Origin of the sequence: Methanobacterium lacus, from assembly GCF_000191585.1 — an archaeon.
Taxonomy (GTDB): domain Archaea; phylum Methanobacteriota; class Methanobacteria; order Methanobacteriales; family Methanobacteriaceae; genus Methanobacterium_B; species Methanobacterium_B lacus.
In genome coordinates this window covers 1,999,411-2,022,371 of sequence record NC_015216.1, presented here as the reverse complement: position 1 = coordinate 2,022,371, position 22,961 = coordinate 1,999,411, and the positions used below count along the sequence as shown (strand labels likewise).

15 protein-coding genes are annotated in these 22,961 nt (G+C 38.1%); 10 read left to right on the top strand and 5 right to left on the bottom strand.

The window, feature by feature from the left end; translation table 11 throughout:
* Nucleotides 1-184 precede the first annotated feature (184 nt).
* From METBO_RS09750 to METBO_RS09735, 4 genes are all read left to right on the top strand, one after another.
* Nucleotides 185-628 carry a hypothetical protein gene (locus tag METBO_RS09750; protein ID WP_013645541.1) on the top strand — a complete coding sequence of 148 codons (444 nt, stop codon included), beginning with the start codon at nucleotides 185-187 and terminating at the stop codon, nucleotides 626-628.
* Between the two features lie 113 nt (nucleotides 629-741).
* Nucleotides 742-1,185, top strand: a complete 444-nt coding sequence (locus METBO_RS09745) for a hypothetical protein (protein WP_013645540.1) — start codon at nucleotides 742-744, stop codon at nucleotides 1,183-1,185.
* Between the two features lie 107 nt (nucleotides 1,186-1,292).
* The gene (locus tag METBO_RS09740; protein ID WP_013645539.1) at nucleotides 1,293-2,420 is read left to right on the top strand and encodes a hypothetical protein; all 1,128 of its coding nucleotides are present in this window, start codon (nucleotides 1,293-1,295) and stop codon (nucleotides 2,418-2,420) included.
* 80 nt (nucleotides 2,421-2,500) lie between these two features.
* Nucleotides 2,501-2,932 carry a peptidase associated/transthyretin-like domain-containing protein gene (locus METBO_RS09735; RefSeq protein ID WP_013645538.1) on the top strand — a complete coding sequence of 144 codons (432 nt, stop codon included), beginning with the start codon at nucleotides 2,501-2,503 and terminating at the stop codon, nucleotides 2,930-2,932.
* Nucleotides 2,933-3,141: 209 nt separating this feature from the next.
* Here the strand turns inward: METBO_RS09735 and METBO_RS09730 are convergent, their stop codons facing one another.
* Nucleotides 3,142-3,528 (bottom strand): 4Fe-4S binding protein, encoded by a 387-nt coding sequence (locus METBO_RS09730; protein ID WP_013645537.1) that lies wholly within the window; start codon nucleotides 3,526-3,528, stop codon nucleotides 3,142-3,144.
* The gene (locus METBO_RS09725) at nucleotides 3,529-5,073 is read right to left on the bottom strand and encodes a homocysteine biosynthesis protein (protein ID WP_013645536.1); all 1,545 of its coding nucleotides are present in this window, start codon (nucleotides 5,071-5,073) and stop codon (nucleotides 3,529-3,531) included.
* A gap of 483 nt (nucleotides 5,074-5,556) precedes the next feature.
* Between METBO_RS09725 and METBO_RS09720 the strand changes: the two genes are divergently transcribed.
* The 4 genes from METBO_RS09720 (at nucleotide 5,557) to METBO_RS09705 (ending at nucleotide 9,206) form a co-directional block, all read left to right on the top strand.
* The gene (locus METBO_RS09720; RefSeq protein ID WP_013645535.1) at nucleotides 5,557-6,942 is read left to right on the top strand and encodes a TldD/PmbA family protein; all 1,386 of its coding nucleotides are present in this window, start codon (nucleotides 5,557-5,559) and stop codon (nucleotides 6,940-6,942) included.
* A 43-nt stretch (nucleotides 6,943-6,985) separates the two neighbouring features.
* On the top strand, nucleotides 6,986-7,561 hold the full coding sequence (locus tag METBO_RS09715; protein WP_013645534.1) for a TIGR00296 family protein: 576 nt from the start codon (nucleotides 6,986-6,988) through the stop codon (nucleotides 7,559-7,561).
* Between the two features lie 210 nt (nucleotides 7,562-7,771).
* Nucleotides 7,772-8,761 carry an NOG1 family protein gene (locus METBO_RS09710; RefSeq protein ID WP_013645533.1) on the top strand — a complete coding sequence of 330 codons (990 nt, stop codon included), beginning with the start codon at nucleotides 7,772-7,774 and terminating at the stop codon, nucleotides 8,759-8,761.
* Nucleotides 8,748-9,206 (top strand): Hsp20/alpha crystallin family protein, encoded by a 459-nt coding sequence (locus METBO_RS09705; RefSeq protein WP_013645532.1) that lies wholly within the window; start codon nucleotides 8,748-8,750, stop codon nucleotides 9,204-9,206. The genes METBO_RS09710 and METBO_RS09705 overlap by 14 nt, the downstream gene beginning before the upstream one ends.
* 100 nt (nucleotides 9,207-9,306) lie before the next feature.
* On the opposite strand, the gene METBO_RS09700 is transcribed toward METBO_RS09705, so the two are convergent.
* Nucleotides 9,307-10,314, bottom strand: a complete 1,008-nt coding sequence (locus METBO_RS09700; protein ID WP_013645531.1) for an SIS domain-containing protein — start codon at nucleotides 10,312-10,314, stop codon at nucleotides 9,307-9,309.
* Entirely contained in the window at nucleotides 10,311-11,411 is a 1,101-nt protein-coding gene (locus METBO_RS09695) for a thiamine-phosphate synthase family protein (protein ID WP_013645530.1), read from the bottom strand. Before METBO_RS09695 ends, METBO_RS09700 begins: the two co-directional genes overlap by 4 nt.
* Nucleotides 11,412-11,851: 440 nt before the next feature.
* On the opposite strand from METBO_RS09695, the gene METBO_RS13965 reads away from it, so the two are divergent.
* Nucleotides 11,852-20,446, top strand: a complete 8,595-nt coding sequence (locus METBO_RS13965; RefSeq protein ID WP_013645529.1) for a PKD domain-containing protein — start codon at nucleotides 11,852-11,854, stop codon at nucleotides 20,444-20,446.
* Nucleotides 20,447-20,519: 73 nt separating this feature from the next.
* On the opposite strand, the gene METBO_RS09685 is transcribed toward METBO_RS13965, so the two are convergent.
* Nucleotides 20,520-20,963 (bottom strand): adenylyltransferase/cytidyltransferase family protein, encoded by a 444-nt coding sequence (locus METBO_RS09685; RefSeq protein ID WP_013645528.1) that lies wholly within the window; start codon nucleotides 20,961-20,963, stop codon nucleotides 20,520-20,522.
* 305 nt (nucleotides 20,964-21,268) lie between these two features.
* On the opposite strand from METBO_RS09685, the gene METBO_RS09680 reads away from it, so the two are divergent.
* Complete coding sequence (locus METBO_RS09680; RefSeq protein WP_013645527.1) at nucleotides 21,269-22,831, top strand: flippase; 1,563 nt, start codon at nucleotides 21,269-21,271, stop codon at nucleotides 22,829-22,831.
* The last annotated feature ends 130 nt before the right edge of the window (nucleotides 22,832-22,961 follow it).

The following is a 22,961-nucleotide window of genomic DNA, read 5'->3' as shown; positions in this document are numbered from 1 at the left end:
AATTGATCTCTAAACTTCCATTAAAATATCTATATATGTATTCATTAGTATCTGGGGCTTATTTGTTTCATATAGTTTCAATAACCTAATTGATTTAACATTAGCGTATTATATGGTGATTTTTTTATAGTTTAACTTTTAATCTTTAATTGTAAAGTATGAATTATCATGAGGTGGTAATGGAATGAAAAAAATTATGGGAATGTCGGTTTTTGCTGTTATGATACTGAGCATCATTGCGGGATGTTCAGCAGCAAATCCTAATGATACAAATCCTTTAGTTAATGTAGAAATGAAAACGTCTAGTGGACTTATTTTTACCATGAACGAAAATCAAACATTTACATTTAAAGCCAATGATCCATTCTGGCTCACTGCTACAGTTCAATCCAACGGTCAAGTTATATCTTCAAATCAAAATATATTATTCTACGATCATGATTTGACACACGACGTAACCTACAATCACATAGTTCCAAGTGGTCAAGAATTCTCAATCAACACTAACGAAAACAATGCACACGACCATAAATATCAATTAGATCAAGGAACACACGAACTCAAATTCGTATACAAGAATAACAACAACGAACTAGTGTCCACAACATTCTACGCAGTTGTAATATGAACTAAGGATAAAAATTCAATGAAATAACACAACATTTTTCAATTTATAAATCAATTTCTTAATTTTTTATTAAATTGACAAATGACTGATAAACGATAATGGAGGCTTATCACATGAAAATTGAGAAAATATCAATATTTCTTGCTGCGTTACTGTTATTGGCAACTGCTTCAGGGACTGTTGCAGCAGCTAACAGCAACAACAGCACTAACACCACATACAACATTACAAACAACATAACAACTAAGGAACAAGCATTAAGTAGAGTAAACTACCTAGAAAACCAGATTGGAGAATTACAATTTCAAATAGGGACTATTAATAAAAATATCAACCAGAAAAACGACCAAATCAAAAATCTAAATTCTCGTTTGTTATTAGCTTGCTATAAGAACGATCTTGGACAGTATAAACTGATAGAATGCAAAATCAATAACTTAAAGAGCGATATCAATGCACTTGAAGTGCAAAAAACTACATTGTTAAACACTCGAAACTCATTCAGTTGGGAAATGGAAGATCTCAAGATCAAGTGGGGCATAATAGATCCAGCTTAAAATAATTTCTTTTAATTTATTGGAGGAAATATTTTCAGAAACTGAGAAGGACAAACTTAAAATGAGGTGATTTTATCTTAAATAAGAAGATCATAAGCATTCTATTATTGTTCGGTGTAGTAGCATCTGCTTTTTCAGGATTCGCTACAATTTATGCAGCATCGAATAATCACAAGGATATTACCACTGGAATGCATATTGATATAAATGACCACGGACCGAATCAAATAATTGATATCACCAGTTACGAAGGTGATTCCTCCAAAATCAAGGCTGAAGTTTGGTGGAATTGCTATGGCGGTACCACAGATCCATTCACAAATGTCTACATGACCATTTATGATAAAACTGGAAGGGTAGTGTGCACCGAAGTGAAAGAAAGCAATATAATAGGTAACTGTTACTTTGACGTACCTGATAATTTAGCTAGTGGAAATTACGAAATAAAATTCAGCGCATCAGGTGATAGTTCAACAGGGCAGAATATTTATCGTGCTGAAACTTGGGCTAATCTTGTTGTGTGTGATCCTGTGAGGGGTAATCCCAACGCTGCTAATGGAAATTTGAATGTAAACGCAGGTAACATAATTCAAGGACAAAAACTATCAGCATCAGCTAATTTTGTTAACAGTACACGCATGGCCAACTATAAAAATCAAACACCTGACAAAAATTCAGATTTAGGCTACATAGATTATGTTGTGGTTGATGATAAAAACAACATAGTTATGAGGGGTTGTGGAACTTTAAAATTATCAAACAACCAGATAATATCTGATTCAGATTTAAATACAGCCAATCTCCAGCCAGGTACCTATCACTTGCAAAGCCAAATCCAATTAAACTCTTTCATTAAACCTATAAACACAGAACAAACCTTCAATGTTTATTCAAAAAACAGCTCATTATCGGTTAGTAATGAAAGCACTCTTAACGTAACAAAGGGCAACGATGCACAAGTAGTAGCATGGATAAACAATGATGGACTGGCAAACATATCTAATAAAACTGCACCAAAAGCCAGCGTAACATTCACAGTGTTTGACCAAAACTACAACGTGATCACAGGGGACACTTTCCCTGCAACTCTGGTTAATGGACACTATGTAGCGTACATGGATTGGAACACTGCAAATTTCAAACCAGGAACCTACAAGGTACACATGGCAGTTAATGGAAATCCATATCTTTCAGACTGTGATTCATGGACAACCATAACCATCAACCCAGAATAGGATATTAATTGAAAAACATTCGATGAATAAATGGAGTGATATAATTCCATTTATTTCATTTTTATGGAGGTTAGAAGATTATGATGAAAAATATATTTTGGAGTTTTTTAATTGTAGGATTAATGGTGGCAGCTGGAACAGGTTGGGCATCAGCTTCAAATCCAGCTCAACTTGGTCTAAACAGTGTTAAGTATCCCTCACAATTTGAAAATTTGCAGTACAATATCAATGGAAATAACACAATATCCCTCAATGGTACCTTAACATTTACAGATAATTCCACAACAAAACCAATTGCAGGAGCATATTTATTTCTTGCAATCTTAGGACTCACCAATGACAAAGTCAATCACAACATAGTGTACCATGGATTTTGTGTCACAGACAAGGATGGTAATTTCCAGTTTAATAGTGGACCGTATTTCACAGGATTTCCAGGAAATTATACCCTACTTCTACGTTATCATGGCAACAGAACCTACGATCCATGCAACTTAACATTTGATATTTAACTCCAATTTTTTTTTTTTAGAACACTTAAAAAAATGGATGTATGAAATGGCTGGAACCTAAATTTTAACAATCAACTAACAAAAAAAGATGATTAAACCTTTGAAAGCAATGCCAAAAAAAAATATAATATTCGGGAATTAAAAAGAATTAATTAATAATTCCACCTTAAAATCGACTTTTTTTTGTTGAAAATGGGAGTATTAACTCCCTATTCAATGACTTTGATTGCTTTGGTTGGACAGGAGTACGAACACAGTTTACATCCGATGCATTCTTTGTCCTTGACTTCAACTGTCCAATCATCTTCAACTATGATGGCGTGAACTGGGCAGAGGGATACACATGCACCGCAGTCTATGCACATTTCTTCGTCCTTTTTCACCACTCTTTTAATGGGACTCACACTTATTCCTGCATTTTCAATGTAAGCAATTCCTTGTTCTGCCTCGGGGCCATTGATTTCCATCAACATCTTACCGCCTTGGGAGTCAATGTCTGCCCGCAGTATATTGAAGTTAACATCAAAATTTTTAACAAGATCTGTGATAACGGCTTTGTTAGCCATTTTTGGGGAAAAATACAGCCATGCTTTCATTTAAATTCCCTCCTCGCGATTTTTTGCACACATGAGCCTTGAAATATCTTCGGCAGTTATCATGCCCTTCACATGATTATTTTTATCGATGATTGGAAGTCCAGAGATTTCATGCTTGTCAATACGCCTCGCAATAATATCCACTGGCTCATCTTCCCTTGCAATAACCACCTTTTTGGTCATGACATCCTTAAGCTTGGTTTTGCCCTTTGCAACTGCGTTTGCAATGTCCCATGAAGTGACTATTCCAAGCAGTTTCTGATCATCATCAACAACTGGAAGATGGTTAATGTTGTTTTGCACCAGTCTTTTAGCTACATCTCCGATTTCATCATCAGGATTTGCAGTTATCAATGGTTTGCTCTGTAATTCATTCACAATAGGAGTCTGCCTCCTAATTTCAAGGGGTTTAGGACTGTAACCTTCGTGTGCAAGTAAATTAACAGGTGAGGTAAGCAAGAATTTACCGTTTTCAATCCATGATTGAAGTTCCTTGGCTATTTTAACAGCCTTTTTGTAGGATGATAATGGGGAAGTTTCGACTTCAACACCGTTTATTTCAATACTTCCACTCCTAAGTTCTTGGTAATTAGTTTCCAGAATGGTTGGTTTGCTTCTTCTTGCCACTCCATAATCAGTCACATGGCAGGTGATGTCCTCATCTGCTATGGCTGTGCGTTTGGCAATGTCACTGTTTAGTACGGGTATTGGAACTCCCACACCAACGAAGAGTGTTGAACCGTATTTAGGCATGGTTGCACCACGGACAAATTCATGATCCATCTGCTTCATATCACCCTTGAGCATCATGGTACCAGCACCTCCCACAGGCACCCCATTTTCCCTTTTAACCTCAGTACTGTGCTGTGTACCCTCACCAATAACGTAACCCTCAGCACCGCATAGGAAAATCTTAGTTCCCAAACCAATGGTCTGGAAGTAGGGATCATTTAAGAGGGGACTGAGCCCTCCAGCACTGGAAAAACTCACATTACCCATGTTGGGTAAGAGAGTACCCATGTAGGTGTAGATTGTTTCATCTGTGGAATTCACTGCAGCAGCATAATTCTGGTAGGAGTTACGAGGATTTATCATGACTGCGTCGTTGAGATTTTCCAGATTAACTTGTGTTTTAACTTCTGTCAATGGATAACAGTCCGTACCATAGGAATCTGCAACCAGTTCAACATCTTTACCACTGATGAGATCCTCTATGACATGGGCCCCACCATACTCAATACCCACATCAGGATTTCTGCTGGGCTGTGTAGCTCCTATGTAAGTGTCAACCGCTGCAAGTCCGGAGTAGGATTCCACACCATTTAGAAAAGTTTTGGTCATTTTAATCGGGGGATCTGTGTGTCCAAAGTTTAAAAATGCTCCTGAAGAACACATGGCTCCAAAGGTACCTGTTGTAACCACATCAATTTCATCTGCAGCTTTTTCAGCACCATTTTCTCTAACAATTTGCGTCATTTCTGTTGCAGTGACAACAACCGCATCTCCATCCTTAATACGTTGATTTATCTCTTCAATGGTCTTCATTTATTCACATCCACACCATCATTAGTTGTATTATCTATTAAAATTAATAATTAAAAAATTATTTGAATTTATATCCATAAGTTGGGTTAATGATCATATTTACCTGGAAACATGACTTTACCTAGGCAATACAATTCCCAACTCAAATCCAGTTTTTACATAAATAAAATATACTCAATAATGATACTAATAACCTTACTATTTAACAAGTTTTTCTATCCCATGGACCCATGAAGGACAGATCAGTTTTTCACATGTTTTTGAACGGTTCAAACCATATTTTCCATTTTCAATTTGAAGTTATTTTGCGAATGGACATTTAAAAATGATGTGAACTGGAAACTTTGGACTTCTCAACCAAACTATTTATTTGGGTTTTATGGGGAAAAATATTTCAGTTTACAAACAAAGATAATAGAGCAGTACAATTTTAAGATAGAAAATATTTCCAGCAACAATTAATTCATTTATAGGAGTTTAAAAATGCCGTCATCAAAGGAAAATAATCTTGATCCAGATTTATTCAGAAAAACAATTGAGATCGTAGAAAAAAAAGTAGATTTTGTGGATATAAGAGTTAGTGAAAGTAAAAATAACGTAATAGTGATGAAGGATGGTCAAATTCAAGAAATTCGTTCAGGAACTGATTTTGGAGGTTCTGTGAGGGTTTTAAAGAATGGATCATGGGGTTTTGCATACACAACTCAACTTTCAAGACTTGATGAAATGGCAGAGGCAGCACTCAAACTTTCAAATTCTCTCAAAAGTGATGTTGAAGTCTCAAAAACAGAAGGATCCACTGACAGTGTGAAGTCGAAGGCTAAAATTCCACTGTCCAGTGTTTCTTTAGATGAGAAAAAGAAGGTTATGGAAGAAGCTGAAGCAGCTGCCAACATTGACAAAGTAGTCAGCACAACAGTGAACTACGTTGATGGTGAATCTAGCTCACTTTACATGAACTCCGAGGGTTCTGCAATTTCCATGGAAGAATCCAGGGTTGCAATGTTTTTAAATGCAGTGGCTGCTTCTGAGGGAGTTATCCAATTTGGACATAAAAGCATCGGTGGTTCAAAGGGATATGAGGCCATACAAAATCAGGATATTGAAGAGTTTGGAAGGTTAGCAGCAACAAAGGCTGTAAGGCTCTTAGATGCTAAGTCTCCCCCATCTGGAAGTTTTCCAGTTGTTTTAGATCCTGAACTCACAGGAGTTTTCATACACGAAGCACTGGGCCATGCATCAGAGGCAGATCTCATACTTCAAAACGATTCCATACTCAAAAATAAGATGGGAACCCAGATAGGTTCAGATCTGGTAACCATAGTTGATGATGCCAGCATGGATGCCTTTGGTTACTACGCCTACGATGCAGAGGGAATCAAAACAAGGGAAAATATTCTGGTCCAAGATGGAGTATTATCATCCCTTTTAAGTTCGAGGGAAACAGCATCTAAACTTAAGATGGAATCTTCTGGAAATGCAAGATCGTCTGTGGGTGATCAACCAATAGTTAGGATGAGTAACACCTACCTCAAACCGGGTGATCAGTCTTTAGAAGAACTTTTGGAAGGAATTAAAGATGGAATTTACTTGAAAGGTTCAAGGGGAGGTCAGGTGGACACCGGTAAGGGAATTTTCCAGTTCAACGCTGCAGAATCATTTGTAGTTGAAAATGGAGAAATTAAAGATCCATTGAGGGATGTGTCACTGTCTGGAAATATCTTGGAAATTCTCAATCATATAGATGGTCTTGGCTCAGATTTCAAGATGGGAGTAGGATTCTGTGGTAAAAACGGACAAACTGTTCCTGTGGGTGATGGCGGTCCCCATGTCAGGGTTTCAAAGGCAACTGTGGGTGGTGCAACCTAAAAATTAAATTTTGTAAACTTAATTTTTTTTGGAGAGAAAAAACATGTTATCTGAAGAACAAGGCCAATTTCTGTTAAAATTAGCACGTGAAGCAATAACTGTTTATTTAAAAGAGGGAAGAGTCATTCCCATACCTGAAACAACAGACACCATAATGCATGAAAACAGGGGTGTGTTCGTCACACTAAACAAGGAAAATTGTTTGAGAGGATGCATAGGTTATCCCGAACCAGTAATGCCATTAATAAATGCTGTTGTAGATGCAGCAATATCGGCAGCAGTTCGAGATCCAAGGTTTAATTGTGTGACTCTCGAAGAACTCGAAACCATAGAACTCGAACTCAGCGTACTCACCAAACCAGAACTCATCCCTGTTGATGATCCAACAGAGTATCTGGATAACATCATCATTGGTGAAGATGGACTCATAGTTGAAAGCGGACCCTACAGGGGCTTGCTTTTACCCCAAGTAGCAACAGAATGGGGTTGGAACAAGGAAGAATTTCTCTCAAACACATGTAACAAAGCAGGACTTAATTCTGAATGTTGGTTAAGTGGTGATGTGAAGATATACAAATTTTCATCAGAAATATTTGAAGAGGATCTAAAACCCAAATGAACACCATAAAATTTAGTGACAACTTCATGATTTCATTTTTTTTAGGACAATTGAAAGGAAGTTTAATATATAAATGAAAACTAAATAATGGGTATCGGTTTCTATTTATTTTTAACATTGATGAACATAGATAAAAATTCGTGATTATTATATCCAAAATTTAACCATTATTTAACCAATATTAACTAATTAATTAAAAAAAGTGATCAAATGTTTATACCAACTATTCCCACTCCCGAAGAAGTTCTTGATAAAAGTTTCAGCAGGGCTAAAAAAGCAGCGAACAAGGTAAGGGGTTCTAAAATCCCTCGCCATCAGAAGTCAAAAAAAACTGAAGAGGCCAGGATCAAGACAGCATGTCAAGTGACTCAGGAAACCTTCAACACCATACTTGAAAAGGTTCCAAAGGTAGAAGATCTTAACATGTTCTACCAGGACTACATTGATGTAGTTGTGGGTGTGGACCAATTTAAAAAATCATTAGGAGCTCTTAAATGGGCTTCTGAACTAATAGCAAAATTTGAAAACCAATATGTCTTTAAAATGAGAAGATCAAGTTCTGAAAATGCATCAAATGTTAGGAAAGAGGCTTTTGGAAGGTTAGCATCTGTTGTTTATAGGATTGAAGACGAATTAAATTTCCTGGATTTTGCAAAGCAGAAACTCAGGAACATGCCAACCATAGACTTCGATGCAACCACTGCAGTTATTGCAGGATTTCCAAATGTGGGCAAATCCACACTACTCAGACAGTTAACATCAGCAGAACCCAAAGTAGCTGATTATCCATTCACAACTACTGGAATACAAATAGGACACATAGAACATAAATGGATGCCCTACCAATTCATAGACACCCCAGGACTTCTTGACAGGCCGGTGGACGACATGAATGAAATTGAATTGAATGCTATGGTAGCACTGGAACACCTAGCAGATCTGGTATTTTTCATATTCGATGCTTCAGAAACATCAGGATTTCCACTTGAAAGTCAAATGAAACTGTACCATGGCATTAAAAGTATTTTTAACACACCTATTCAGTGTGTTTTTAACAAGATGGATCTAGTCGAAGACACCACCCTTGTTGATAAATACATTGAACAGCTTGATAACCCAATTAAACTATCAGCTGTTGAAGGCATTGGAGTTTCTGAATTAATTACCAAGATGGAGGAATTTAAGAATGAAAAGAAATGATGCAGAAGAGGTATTTAACGATATTTACACCACCCTACTTGAAAAACAAAGGGAAATTGGTGACATGGTGGACAGCTACATTACAAACACACCAAAAAACACCCCGAGCACCATTATCCAACCAGCTGTAGATATTTTAGACGAAGATGAAACTGTGGTTGTAAATGTTGATCTTCCAGGTATTGAAAGGGAAAAAATTAAACTAGATATCACAGAAAGATCCATAGAACTCACAGCTGATTACAGAGACGAACGAGAAGCTGAAAAGAACTATTTAACGAGGGAAAGGTACAGTGAAATCATTGAGAGAAAAATTTCACTACCAGAAGGCCTTGATATTAACAACACAGCTGCCAAGTTTGAAGGCGGCGTACTATCAGTTACCATTCCAAAAATAGTAGAAACACCAATGGAAGAAAACAACTTCGAAGTCAAGGTTGACTAAAATTTCAATCCCATTTTTTTTATATTTCTCTTTTCTTATTTTGAACAGTACTCAAACTCATTTTAAATTACTTATAAAAAAAAATATGGATACTTAGTTTTCAATCGTATCTTACTTTACCTATGTGCCTGGTACTTCCAGGATCTTCCCCACTGTAATGGGATAAGTAGTATATGAACCATTCTACAGGGATCACGAGTATGAACGGGGAAAGTAATGGATGGATGTCTGAGAAATCTCCCATATTAAATGTAATGGTTTTAGCACCTATTTTATTCGAAAAGTCTATGGATTTGTTGGTTAATTCATCACCAGGAAATCCTGCGTCCAAAAATATTATTGGAACATCCTTTTCTGCCCTTTCAATTAAACCGTGTCTGAACTCTCCAGAGTAAAGTGGACAGGCATGTTTCAAGGCACCTTCCATGAGCATGGTCATGGCGATCTTGTAGGCCAAACCAAAGTTTGGACCACTGCCCATACAGTAGAATATATCATCATCCATGTACTGTTTGGCCAGTTCCCTGTTGGGTTCTTCTGTGGTTTCCACCAGTTTCTGGGCAATTGACGGTATCTTATCCAAGTCTTCCAGGATCTTACCAGATTCTTCGGATCCGTCCATCGAGAACAGTATTTGATACAAACAAAGAAGTTGGGTCATGTAAGTTTTTGTTCCGAGTATGGCAGTTTCTCTACCGCATCTTGTGAGAACAGCATCATCAGCTTCCTTCATCATACTACTTTCAGGCTCGTTAGTGATTGAAATAGTATAAATACCTTCATCTTTGGCTCTTCGAAGTGCTGCAAGGGTATCTGCAGTTTCTCCTGACTGTGAAGTGGTTATTAGTGCAGAATTTGTTTTTTGAAGATTTTTATGATGTACAAATTCATAGCCTGTGTGTACTTCAATAGTTCTGTCTGATAAAAATCCTAGTGCATCACGGGCTGAGTAGCAAGTGGAAAGAGAACTTCCACATCCAACGAGATATATTTTGTCGGTATCCTTCAATTTCTGTGCAATCTCCACCATATGATCCTTTTCTTCTTTCAAAGTTTCTGCCAATGACTTTGGCTGTTCCTGAACTTCGTTGTACATATCATACTTCATAATGATTCCTCAAAATGCAAAATGTCCAGTTTTTCAATGAATTTAGAATACATAACATCAATATCCTCTTCAATAACTCGGGTATTAGCAGTTGTTTCCATGAACCCTGATTCGTATTTGAATCTGGGTACAATATGAATATGGAGATGGTCAACACTTGCTCCAGCTGCTTCACCTAGGTTGATCCCCACATTTATTCCGTCGGGTTTAATAACATCTCTAATTAGTGAAATTGTTCGTTGAACAATGATGAATAAGTCTTTTATCTCTTCAGTACTCAACTCATTAAGGTCTGTGTAATGTTTAACTGGCAATACTTCAAGATGACCCCTGTTGTAAGGGTACAAATTCATTAGTACCATATTTTTACCATCATTGTATAAGACCTTTTCTTTTACTTCGGGATTACCATCAACTATTGAACAAAATATGCAACCATCAATGGGTTTTGAATCCTTCCATTTCTTCCTTGAAGAAGCAAATAGTACGCTGTTAGATTCAGATGGTATGGTTGGTTTAACCTTAACTTTACTGTTTTTTTCTACCTTGTAAAGTCTTGCTATGCAAACCGCCATTTCAGCAAGCTCAACAGCATCGGTACCAACGATGCATATCATGGGTTCCTTTCCCCAGGCACCTTCGTGGTAAATAACATCTGGAATATCATCAATTTTTTTGATTGCTTCTTCAACACCCCATGGTATGGTGCCACCTTCAACTTTACGCACCACTTCTGGTTCGTAGGTTCTGTCGTAGGAAGAAATTTTGAGTCCCAATTTTTCGCAGATTTCAAGAATCAAGGGATCGTATTTGATGTTAATGGCACTTCTAAGGGATGGGTCGTGTTTCATCATGCTAAGTGCTAGCCTGGCCATGTGTGATGTTTTTAAAAAATCAGGGCTGCTCACTGTTTTTGGCATCCCATTTAAGTTGGTAATTCTCCCTGGAATTCCAACAACTTCTTCAATTTTTTCAGCATTTTCCAATGCCATAACAAGATTACTGTGAACTTCTGGAATGATAATGGCAAACTCTGAAGATTTCTCCAGGATGGATGCTCCTTCTTTAACCTTTTCTATCTCTTCAATATGATCCATAGTCAATATTTTCTCATGATCAAATATAAGTTGTTGGTTTTAAAATCAACAATTCTAAGAAGGAATTTATGAACCTCTACTTTTCAATTTCTCAATATGCATGATGACCACTGTCACCATCAACATGAAAAATGGATATTAACTAATTTTAAATCCATAAACCTCTTAATTTAAGATTTTAGCATGAATTGCTCATTATTCTGGGTTTAATTTTTTATTTGTTGGTAATGCAATAAGATATGTATTATGATACATTTTGAAGTCTTTGTTGTGCCAATTTTCACAATTATAATAGTTTATACTAGATTTTAACGGATATATAAAGACTTTTTATCGACATGTTTTTATATTCAATTTGATCAACATATTCTTGATCTTTAAATAGTATTTAAGATCATGAATATCGACGTGATTAAAACAAATATATAGGGAGGTTAAAATTGTTTAGGAATAGGGAAAAATTAATCTTATTGATGGTTTTTGCTCTTTTTTTCTGTATTTCAGGAGCAGGGGCCGTAAGTGCAGCAGATGCGCCCGTTACAAACTTCACAAGTAACGCAACACACGGAAGCGCACCACTAACTGTACAATTTAACGATAACTCAACTAACAATCCAACCAGTTGGAACTGGGACTTTGGAGACAGTGGAACATCGACAGATCAAAACCCAACACACAGCTACACCAAATCAGGAAGCTACAACGTAACACTAATCGCAACCAACGATGCTGGAAGCAGCACACTCACACAAACAAGTTACATAACCATAGCTACTCCAAGCGTAACAAACAGTTTAGATGGAGGAACATACACTAAAACCCAAACAACAACACTGACAACCAACGATCCAAATAATTCAATATACTACGCCAACGACACTACAGATCCAAGAACAAGCACCACAAAAATCGCATACAACGGACAAATAAGCATAGATAAAACAACAACGCTAAGATACGCTGCACAAGATGCAGCAGGAAACTGGAGTCCATTATACACTGTAAATTATGTTATAGGAAATGGAACAGCTACAGATACCAAGGGACAATCAATTTATCAAGGACCTAAATCCAACACTGTAATTTGGACGACTGGTAATAATGGAACATCTTTTTCCAGCCCAGTCATAGGTTCTGACGGAACAATATACGTTCCAAGCTTTTCTACACAAACCTTAATTGCTTACTATCCAAACGGAACCCAAAAATGGCAGTTTTATATGCCAAGTACCGGTGGATTCAGTACAACGGCCTCTGCAGTAATTGGTACAGATGGCACCATATACATTGGAAGCCAGAACTACGTTCTATACGCTTTAAACCCAAATGGAACTCAAAAATGGAACTTTACAGCACCAAACGCAATATACGGTCAGGTATCCATTGGTGCAGATGGAACAGTATACATGGGTTGCTATGACCGAAGGTTGTATGCATTAGATTCCAATGGTAGTGTTAAATGGACATATAGGGCTGAAGGAGTTTTAAACGGACCACCGGCAATAGGTAATGATGGAACACTCTACTTTGGATGCATGGATGGTAAAATATATGCATTAAACCCTGATGGAACTCAGAAATGGAATTACACTACTGGAGGATACATAGGCAGTTTTACAGGCCCAACAATAGGTTCTGATGGAACTGTATATGTGGGAAGTTCTGATCACAACCTCTACGCTTTAACACCCAATGGTGAACTTAAATGGAGTTTCAACACAGGTAGTTACATATCTAATTCTGTGGCCATTGCAAACGATGGAACCATTTATTTAGGTGCTGATGACAACAATGTTTATGCATTAGACCCATATGGTAGTATTAAGTGGATCTACACTACTGGAAGCCACATAGCTAGCTACGGTAGTCTGTGCATAGGTTCCGATGGAACAATCTACTTCGGAGATTATGACAACAAGGTTTATGCGTTAAATCCTGACGGCACATTAAAATGGAATTACACTACAGGGGGCATAATTTATGGCACACCTGCAGTTTCAGCCGACGGAACACTCTACGTAAGAAGCAACGATGGAAAATTATATGCATTTAAAGATACTGCTCCAGTTACAGACTTCACTGCAACTCCTGTTGCAGGTGTATCTCCATTAACTGTGCACTTCAATGACATATCAAAGTACAATCCAACATCATGGTTATGGGATTTCGGTGATGGAACAACCAGTACATTGCAAAACCCAACACACACCTATACCACAGCTGGAAATTACTCTGTTAATTTGACTTCGAGCAATTATATGGGTAGCAGTTCCCTTTTAAATTACAATTTAATTGCTGTTCACAACTACCCTCCTCCTGCAACCAATTTCACAGTGGATAAAACATGGGGTGTAGGTAATTTAACAGCACACTTCACAGACACATCCGTTGGAGACAGTATCACTTCATGGTTATGGAACTTTGGAGATGGAAATACCAGTACATTGCAAAACCCAACACACAACTACACAGGAGCAGGCAACTACACAGTCAGTTTAACAGCAACCAACAGCGAAGGTGGAATCACCCTCACAAAAAACAACTACGTCCAAGTGGTTAGTAACATCATATCCACCTACCAAAACATCTACATACTGATGTCCAATAAAAATGGAACCTTATATGCTGATGGAGGACCAAATAATACCTACTATTTTGTTTCAGGTGGAAATAATCAGTTACACATAACCAATAATCCTTCAACTATCAACGGACAAAGTACAACAACTTCATCACAATCTGGAGCGTTCTACATAACCACCACTGGGGGAAGAGGATTTAACGATGATATGATTCTTCTGGTAGCAGTGAAAGGACCAATTTCAGATGATTTTGCAGTGAACATAGTTTCAAATGGATACGTATGGAACGCCACAGGATCCGCACCAGCAAGTTACAACTATGTAAACGGTGCATTGAATGAAACCTTCACCAAAGCAGACTTCCTCTACGGTCCACAAGTATTAAGACCTGCAAGTTCAAACATGATGGCAATTTACAGTGGTCAAAATACCACAGATCCATCAACAGCAATGTATTTGATGTTCATCGACCTTAAAGTCGGAGATATCTCAAAAAGTTTGAATGCAACTGCAATAAACGGTGGTGCAGCAACAGTTCAATACACATTTACAGGACTAGAAACACAAGCATCCTTCGATGCCTATTCATGGGCAAGCGGCTATCACTTAAAATGGTCCAATGATGCAACAAGCGGATATAATGTACAAGGCATACCTAAACCAGTTCCTGGATTTATTACAGATGTAACCAACGGAAATGCACCATTAAGTGTTCAGTTCAATGATCAATCAACAGGAAATATCACTTCCTATGCTTGGGACTTCAACAACGACGGAGTGATAGACAGTACAGTTCAAAATCCATCATGGACTTACACCAAACCTGGAACCTACACAGTAACCGAAATAGTTACAGGACCTGGAGGCAGTAAAACACTGATCAAAAACGATCTTATAACAGTAAATTGGACAGTTCCAGTAGCAAACTTCACAGTAAACACAACTAAAGGAGCAGCACCACAAACAGTTAAGTTCACAGACACAAGCAGCAACAATCCAACAAGCTGGTTATGGGACTTTGGAGATGGAACAAAAAGCACTGAAGAAAATCCAACACACACCTATTCAGCAGTTGGAAACTACACAGTAACACTCTTAGTAACCAATGCAGCAGGAAACAGCACACTAACCCAGAACAGCTACATAAACGTGTTCAATGGAACAGCACCTAGTGTTAATGCAACACCAGATCAGGGAATTTACAACCAGGATCAGAACGTGAGTTTAGGTAGCGACCAGCCAGATGCTGTAATATATTACACCACTGATGGAAGCGACCCAACAGACTCTAACAACACAAACAGAGTTCCTTACTCAAATCCAATACCCATACAAAACACGACTGTTTTAAACTTTGCGGCCGTGAACACCGGTGGAATTTGGAGTTCAAGGTACAAAAAAACCTACGTAATAGACAAATCCATACCATTTGTAACAATCAGTCCTTTAGGAGGATTGTACACCACATATCAAACAGTAACATTAACTGGTGGGGATGGTGACACAGAAACTAAAGTTTACTACACAACAGATGGAACAGATCCAAAAACAAGTGGGACCTCGAATATTTACACGGGCCCAATATCAATTGGTTCAACAACAACTCTCAGGTACATAGCTGTTGACGGGGCAAGTAACTGGAGCCCGGAATACACACAGACATACGATCTAGAATCTCCCGTTGCAAACTTCACAACAAACACAACCAAGGGAACAGCATCATTAAATGTTCAATTTAATGACACATCCAGCAACAATCCAACAAGTTGGTTATGGAATTTTGGAGATGGAATAACAAGCACGGAACAAAACCCTACACACACCTACACGAAATCCGGAATATACAACGTAACACTCACAGCAACCAATGAAATAGGAAACAGCATATTAACAAAAAATAACTTAATCACAGTTCTACTGAACGATGTTTATGTCTCAACGACAGGCAGCGACACAACAGGAGATGGAACAAACACCAACCCATTCGCAACCATACAAAAAAGCCTTAACTTCGTTACAAACGGAGGTACAATACACCTACAATCAGGATCCTACAGAACAAATGGAGTACCAATTACAGCAACCAGTAACGTTACATTCATGGGGGAAGACCCAAACAACACCTCAATAAACGCAACTACATCAGGCAGAATATTTGTTGTGAGTTCGGGTGTAACACTGACAATAAAAAACCTAACACTAACAAATGCAACATCGGATACAGGCGGAGCAATTTACTGTAACAACTCCACAAGCATTTTGAATGTAACCAACTGTAATTTCCTAGCCAACAATGCAAACAACGGTGCTGCTATCTACAACATGGGTACAATAACACTGAACAACTGCAGTTTTTCAGGCAACACAGGAAGCAGTAGTGGTGTTGGACTCTACAACACAGGCAGGGCAAATGTGAATAACTGCATATTCACGAGTAACAAAGTTAATGCCTATGGTACGGTCTATAACACTGGTAATTTAACACTAAATGGTTGCAGTTTCATAAACAACACAGTATCAGGTGGTGGGGCCCTATACAACACTGGAAACAGTACAGTAACTGGTTGCAGTATTGTAAACAACACGGCATCCACTGGTGGAGCAATTTACAACTCCGGAAGTGCCAGTAATTTAACAGTACATTTCAGTTCATTTGTGAACAACCACATAACAGGCAGTGGAATGATATACCGTTCATCTGGTAACGTGAACGCCGAGTACAACTGGTGGGGTTCAAACAACAGCCCATCCACCCAAGTATACGGTGCAGTTGATTACACTAACTGGTTGTACATGATCCAAACTGTCAATCCAATTACAATTCCAAATGGCAGTATTGGAAGTGTTACAGTCAGCTTCAACAATGCCTGCAACGGAACAAATGTCACAAGCATTGACCCTGCAAATGGACACATACAAGATGGAACCATCGTTACTTTCAACAGTGTTTTAGGAAACTTAAATCCAATAATCGCTGTCACAACCAATGGTATTGCAACAACCACATTCACAGCAACAAATACTCAAATTAAACCTATTACAGCAACAACTGACAATCAAACAGTTTCAACCTACATCAATGGTATAGGAACCACAATTTCTGTTGTAAACGTAACAACAGCTAAAGATGGTACTACAAACCTAACAGCAACTCTAGCCTCTATTGATGGCACAAGTTTAGCTGGTAGGATTGTGAACTTCACAGTTAATGGAAACAGTTACAATGTTACAACCGATTCCAATGGTGTAGCAACCATGAATTACACCCCTCATGATCTCGGTGTGTTTAACATAACTGCTAGTTACGCAGGAGATTCAACTTATGGGGACAGTACCAAAACCGGTTATTTAACTGTGCTATTAAATGATGCCTATGTTTCCCCAACAGGAAACGACACAAGTGGAGATGGTACAGCAGCTAATCCATATGCAACAATTCAAAACGGACTAAACAATCTAATTTCAGGAGGTACACTACACATAACACCTGGAACCTATGCAGGTACAGGTAATTCAGGGTTAACCATTACAAAGAATGTAAAACTCATGGGAACAAGCCCAGCTAATACAGTAATAAACGGACAAACATTAAACACCATATTCACAGTTAACTCCGGGCTAAACGTTACAATAGCAAATTTGTACTTTACATATTGTAGAGGAGCGAACGGTGGAGCTATTTACAGCAGTGGCAATTTGAATGTGAACAACTGTGTCTTTAATGCAAACACAGCAACAACCAAGGGAGGAGCTATTTACAACACAGGTACTCTGACTGTTAATAACTCTACATTCATATTCAACGCAGCTACATCCAACCATGGAGGAGCAATATTCAACCAGGGTACTTTGGATATTAATAACAGTATTTTCAGTGGAAACACAGCGAACATGAACGGTGGAGCAATCTTCAGCCAGGGCACAATGAACTTACATTTCAACTCCTTTGCAAACAACCGCGCATCAACAGGCAGTACAATTTACAGTTCCTCTGGAAATGTGAATGCAGAAAATAACTGGTGGGGAACTAATAACAGTCCTGCAAGTCAGATCTACGGTACAGTTGATTACAGTAACTGGATATACATGACCATAACCCTTAACCCTACAACCGTAGTTAATGGAACAACGGGAAGTGTAACAGTAAACTTCAACAACATATACAATGGAACTGACGTGAACACAATAAACCCAATATCTGGCCATATTCCAGATGGAACAACAGTGAACTTCAGCAGCATACTAGGAACATTCAACCCAGTAACATCAACAACAATAAACGGCATAGCCACAACAATATTCACTGCTACAAACATCCTAAACGGAAACATAACAGCAACAACAGACAGCCAAGTAGTTTCAGTATTAATTAATGTGATATACACAGCACCAACTGCTAACTTCACAGCTGACAACACCAATGGAACAGCACCAAACACTGTTAAATTCAATGACAAATCAACTGGAAACGTAACCAGTTTCAACTGGGACTTTGGAGATGGAACAACATCAACTGATGCAAATCCAACACACGTCTACAGCACACCTGGAACTTACACAGTAACCTTAACAGTTACAGGGCCTGGTGGAAGCAGTACAGAATCATTCACCAATTACATAACTGTGAACTGGCCTGCTCCTATTAGTAACTTCACAGCTGACAACACCAATGGAACAGCACCAAGCACTGTTAAATTCTCAGATTTATCAACTGGAAACGTAACCAGTTTCAACTGGGACTTTGGAGATGGAACAACATCAACTGATGCAAATCCAACACACGTCTACAGCACACCTGGAACTTACACAGTAACCTTAACTGTCATAGGGCCTGGTGGAAGCAGTACAGAATCATTCACCAATTATGTGACTGTGAACTGGCCTGCACCTGTAGCTAACTTCACTGTTAACAGTACTTCTGGAATTGCACCTGTTAATGTGCAATTTACAGATAAGTCAATTGGTAACGTAACAATCTATGCATGGGACTTTAACAACGACGGAGTGATTGACAGCACACTACAAAATCCTGTTTGGACTTACAGTGCAGCTGGAACTTACAGTGTATCTGAAACAGTTACAGGACCTGGTGGAAGTAGTACAGAAACATTTACCAACTACATAACCATCGATCCAGACACAAACGCACCTGTTGTTAACTCAAACGTTCCAAGTGGCCTGTACAATACTAAACAGACAGTAACCTTAAATGCAACTGATAACAAGGATCCAAATCCTAAGATTTACTACACATTAAATGGATCCACACCAACAAATATGAGCACACTCTATACTGTCCCAATTGTAATAAGTAAAGAAGGAACGACAATTCTTCGATTTATTGCAGTTGACATGGCTGGAAACATTTCAAACCTCGGAAGCAACATCTACACAATAGACACAACAGCACCAACAGCATCTGCAAATGTTAAAACAGGACTCTACAACAAAACACAGAGCGTAACACTAACCATGAATGAAGATGGAAACATTTACTACACAATCAATGGAACCACACCAACAACAACCAGTACCAAGTACACAGGACCGATTACTATCTCAAATACAACGACTTTGAAATTCTTAGCAATTGATTTAGCAGGTAATTTGTCTTCAGTTTACAGTAACACGTACACCATCGATAAAACAGCACCAACAGCAAACAACACAATTAAAGGAGGATTATACAACACAACTAAAACAGTTAAACTCAGTATGAACAAAGCCGGAACCATATACTACACCTTAAATGGTAAAACACCAACAGCTAACAGCACTAAGTACACAGGACAAATCAATATCAGCTCAACAGCAACGTTGAAGTACATTGCAATTGATCTTGCAGGAAACAAATCCCCTGTTTACACAGCAACCTACACCATCGACAAAACAGCACCAACAGCTGCAGCCAACATAAACAGCGGAATATACAACACAAATAAAACAGTTAAACTCCGCATGAACAAAGCTGGAACCATATATTACACCTTAAACGGTAAAACACCAACAACCAACAGCACTAAATACACGGGACCAATCAATATCAAATCCACAAGCACATTGAAATTCTTCGCAGTGGATCTTGCAGGTAACAAATCTCCAGTGTACACTAAGACCTACACGATCGACAAAAAAGTACCTAAACCAGTTAAAACCACACCAGCACAAAACACTCAAAATGTGTCACTCACAGCACCAATAACCATAAAATTCAACGAAAATATCATTAAAGGAGTTAATTTCTCCAAGATATACATCAAAAACATTTCAACAGGAAAAATAGCAAAATCAACAGTAACAAGCATCAATGGAAACACTATCACACTTAAAATGACAGTAAGCAGGTTAAGCCTCAACAACTACCAAGTGTACATACCAACCAGCGCAGTCAAGGACACAGCAGGAAACAACAACAGCCAATACATGTTAAACTTCAAAACAAGCAAATATTAAAATTCCCTTCTTTTTTTCTTTTTTTTAGAAATTATTTCAAAAAGGAAAGCCTAAGGTTTCCTTCTAAAAATTCTCAGCATTCCTCAAATATTTTAGGATCGAATTCCATGGACTGTACTTTTTTAATAATTTTACAAGTACTGTCTAGTTCGGCTTTCCTGTATCCAGTAACCTTAACCACATCAGATTCTATTCCCCTTTCTTTCAGTTGATTCTTAAGTTTTTCAACGTTGTGTTTCTGATCTGGACCTATGGTTATGATGTCGGGTTTGATTTTCTCTACAACCTTAAACATGTCATTTTCATCACCAAGATAAGCTTCATCCACAGGTTTTAACATCTGAACAACTTCCAGCCGTTGATTTTCATCGACAACAGGCAATCTTTTCTCGGATCGTACAGTGGAATCCCTTGCAACCACCACAACAAGATGGGCATCTTCACCACCAATTTTCTTAGATTCTTCAAGGTAGTATCCATGACCTGGATGGATTATGTCAAATGTGCCTGTCGCCATAATAACTTTAATAATATACACCCCTCATTTAAATTTAGAACGAAATTTCTGTTAATGTAATAAAATACTGAAATTTGAAATTCATATATTGGTCCATGTATTTATACATGTAGAACTAAACACTAATTCTTAGCAGAGTTAATGAAGTGTCCATTATTCTAATTTCAATCATGGAAAACCATCAAAGTCAATTTTGACTGGATCGATATCCATTATACTATTATAGACATCAAACATTAAATCTATGACTAGAGATAACTCTGGTTTAGGATCTAAAACTAAATTAAATTTCAATGGTTATAATTATGAGTTCAAAGATTGCTAAAGGCAGTATAGTCATCCTCATTGGATCTTTCCTCTACAGGATTGGAGGGTACATATACAAGGTGGCAATGGCAAATTTACTTGGTCCTGCAGGTTACAGTATACTGAGTATCACCTGGCCACTCCAAGGATTTTTTATCATCATCGCAGGTGCAGGACTTCCTCCAGCCATTGCAAAACATGTATCGGAGTATCATGCTCAAAATGATACTGAAATGGTTAAATCCATTATAAGCGTTGCAATGACGATGATGACTGGGTTTGGACTTATTTTCAGTGTGATCATATTTTTCTTAGCTCATCCAATTGCTGTAGCACTTAACAACCCTGAAGCAACTCTTCCATTCCAACTCATAGCACTCATCACACCATTTAGTGTCATTGTAGGGGCCATGAGGGGAACTTTCCAGGGATTCTATCAGATGACCAACATTTTGATAACAAGGGCTGTGGAACTAATTTTCATGGTTGGAGCCGCTATTTTACTTGTTTGGGCAGGACTATACGTTGCAGGAGCTGTTATTGGTACGGCCATAGGATTTATGGCAGCACTCGGTGCAGCAGTCTATCTTTTCCAGAGGGATATTCGTACAAAACTGTCAAAACCCCGGAATCTGTTATCGAGGGCAAGCACCAAGTTAGAATTTTCTGATCAGTTGGGAATAGCCAAGATGTTGATAATTTTTTCAATACCAGTAGTAATCACTGGACTGGCTGAACTAGCCCTTTACGATATGGCTACGTTTGTAATAGCCTATTACTATCCTGGAAGTAACTTAATGGGATACTTCAACGTATCGAGCACCATAGCCAGACTCCCTCTCATAATATCCATGGCTGTGGCAACATCGGTGCTTCCAGCAACTGCAGAGGCAATGAGTCTAAGAGACCATGTACTACTTAAGACTTACATCAGACAGTCCTACAGGTACGTTTCCTTTGTGGTGGTACCGCTCTGTGTTGGAACAGTTGTGTTTGCAAATCCAATAATTAAACTATTATTCGGACAGGATTTTCTACCAGGAGTCGCAGCACTACAAATACTTGCAGCAGGAATGCTCTTCTTCACACTTTACACAATTTCATCAAGTATCTCACAGGGTCTTGGGAAGCCAAGACTACCAATGTACGTACTGGTTGCAGGAATCACTGTGGATCTAATATTAAGCTTGGCACTCATTCCTCCATACGGTATTAACGGTGCAGCTGTTGCAACAACCATTGCATCACTATCAATCATGGTAACCTTGATGTGGAGCACGTTAAAACTTGCAAATGTCAAACTGCCCCTCGGGGAATATGGAAAAATTTTATTGGCATCCCTCATAATGGGGGCAGTATTCATGCTGTTCCCACCAACTGTACTGTTCCTGTTCATTGGAATTGTGGTATCCCCATTTTTATACCTTGGAGTGTTGGCAATTATAGGTGGATTAAAATTAGAAGATCTAAAACTGCTCTACAAAGTTGCAAACAAGTTAGGCCCACTCTCAGGAACTATCCATAGAATGGTGGACATTTTAAGTAGATATGCAGTTGAATAAAATAAATTTACAAAAAAAATAACATCCACAATTATTTTTTTTAGATATTCCATTAAACCATCAAAAGAAAACTGATATACATCATAAAACCAGTTCATGGGTTTGATCACGTTCAACGATAATTTTAAAA

What these genes read in the sequence shown, in the direction of transcription:
- METBO_RS09750 (WP_013645541.1), top strand. Translation starts at nt 185, where the DNA reads ATGAAAAAAATTATGGGAATGTCGGTTTTTGCTGTTATGATACTGAGC.
- METBO_RS09745 (WP_013645540.1), top strand. Translation starts at nt 742, where the DNA reads ATGAAAATTGAGAAAATATCAATATTTCTTGCTGCGTTACTGTTATTG.
- METBO_RS09735 (WP_013645538.1), top strand. Translation starts at nt 2,501, where the DNA reads ATGATGAAAAATATATTTTGGAGTTTTTTAATTGTAGGATTAATGGTG.
- METBO_RS09730 (WP_013645537.1), bottom strand. Translation starts at nt 3,528, where the DNA reads ATGAAAGCATGGCTGTATTTTTCCCCAAAAATGGCTAACAAAGCCGTT.
- METBO_RS09725 (WP_013645536.1), bottom strand. Translation starts at nt 5,073, where the DNA reads ATGAAGACCATTGAAGAGATAAATCAACGTATTAAGGATGGAGATGCG.
- METBO_RS09720 (WP_013645535.1), top strand. Translation starts at nt 5,557, where the DNA reads ATGCCGTCATCAAAGGAAAATAATCTTGATCCAGATTTATTCAGAAAA.
- METBO_RS09715 (WP_013645534.1), top strand. Translation starts at nt 6,986, where the DNA reads ATGTTATCTGAAGAACAAGGCCAATTTCTGTTAAAATTAGCACGTGAA.
- METBO_RS09710 (WP_013645533.1), top strand. Translation starts at nt 7,772, where the DNA reads ATGTTTATACCAACTATTCCCACTCCCGAAGAAGTTCTTGATAAAAGT.
- METBO_RS09705 (WP_013645532.1), top strand. Translation starts at nt 8,748, where the DNA reads ATGAAAAGAAATGATGCAGAAGAGGTATTTAACGATATTTACACCACC.
- METBO_RS09700 (WP_013645531.1), bottom strand. Translation starts at nt 10,314, where the DNA reads ATGAAGTATGATATGTACAACGAAGTTCAGGAACAGCCAAAGTCATTG.
- METBO_RS09695 (WP_013645530.1), bottom strand. Translation starts at nt 11,411, where the DNA reads ATGGATCATATTGAAGAGATAGAAAAGGTTAAAGAAGGAGCATCCATC.
- METBO_RS09685 (WP_013645528.1), bottom strand. Translation starts at nt 20,963, where the DNA reads ATGGCGACAGGCACATTTGACATAATCCATCCAGGTCATGGATACTAC.
- METBO_RS09680 (WP_013645527.1), top strand. Translation starts at nt 21,269, where the DNA reads ATGAGTTCAAAGATTGCTAAAGGCAGTATAGTCATCCTCATTGGATCT.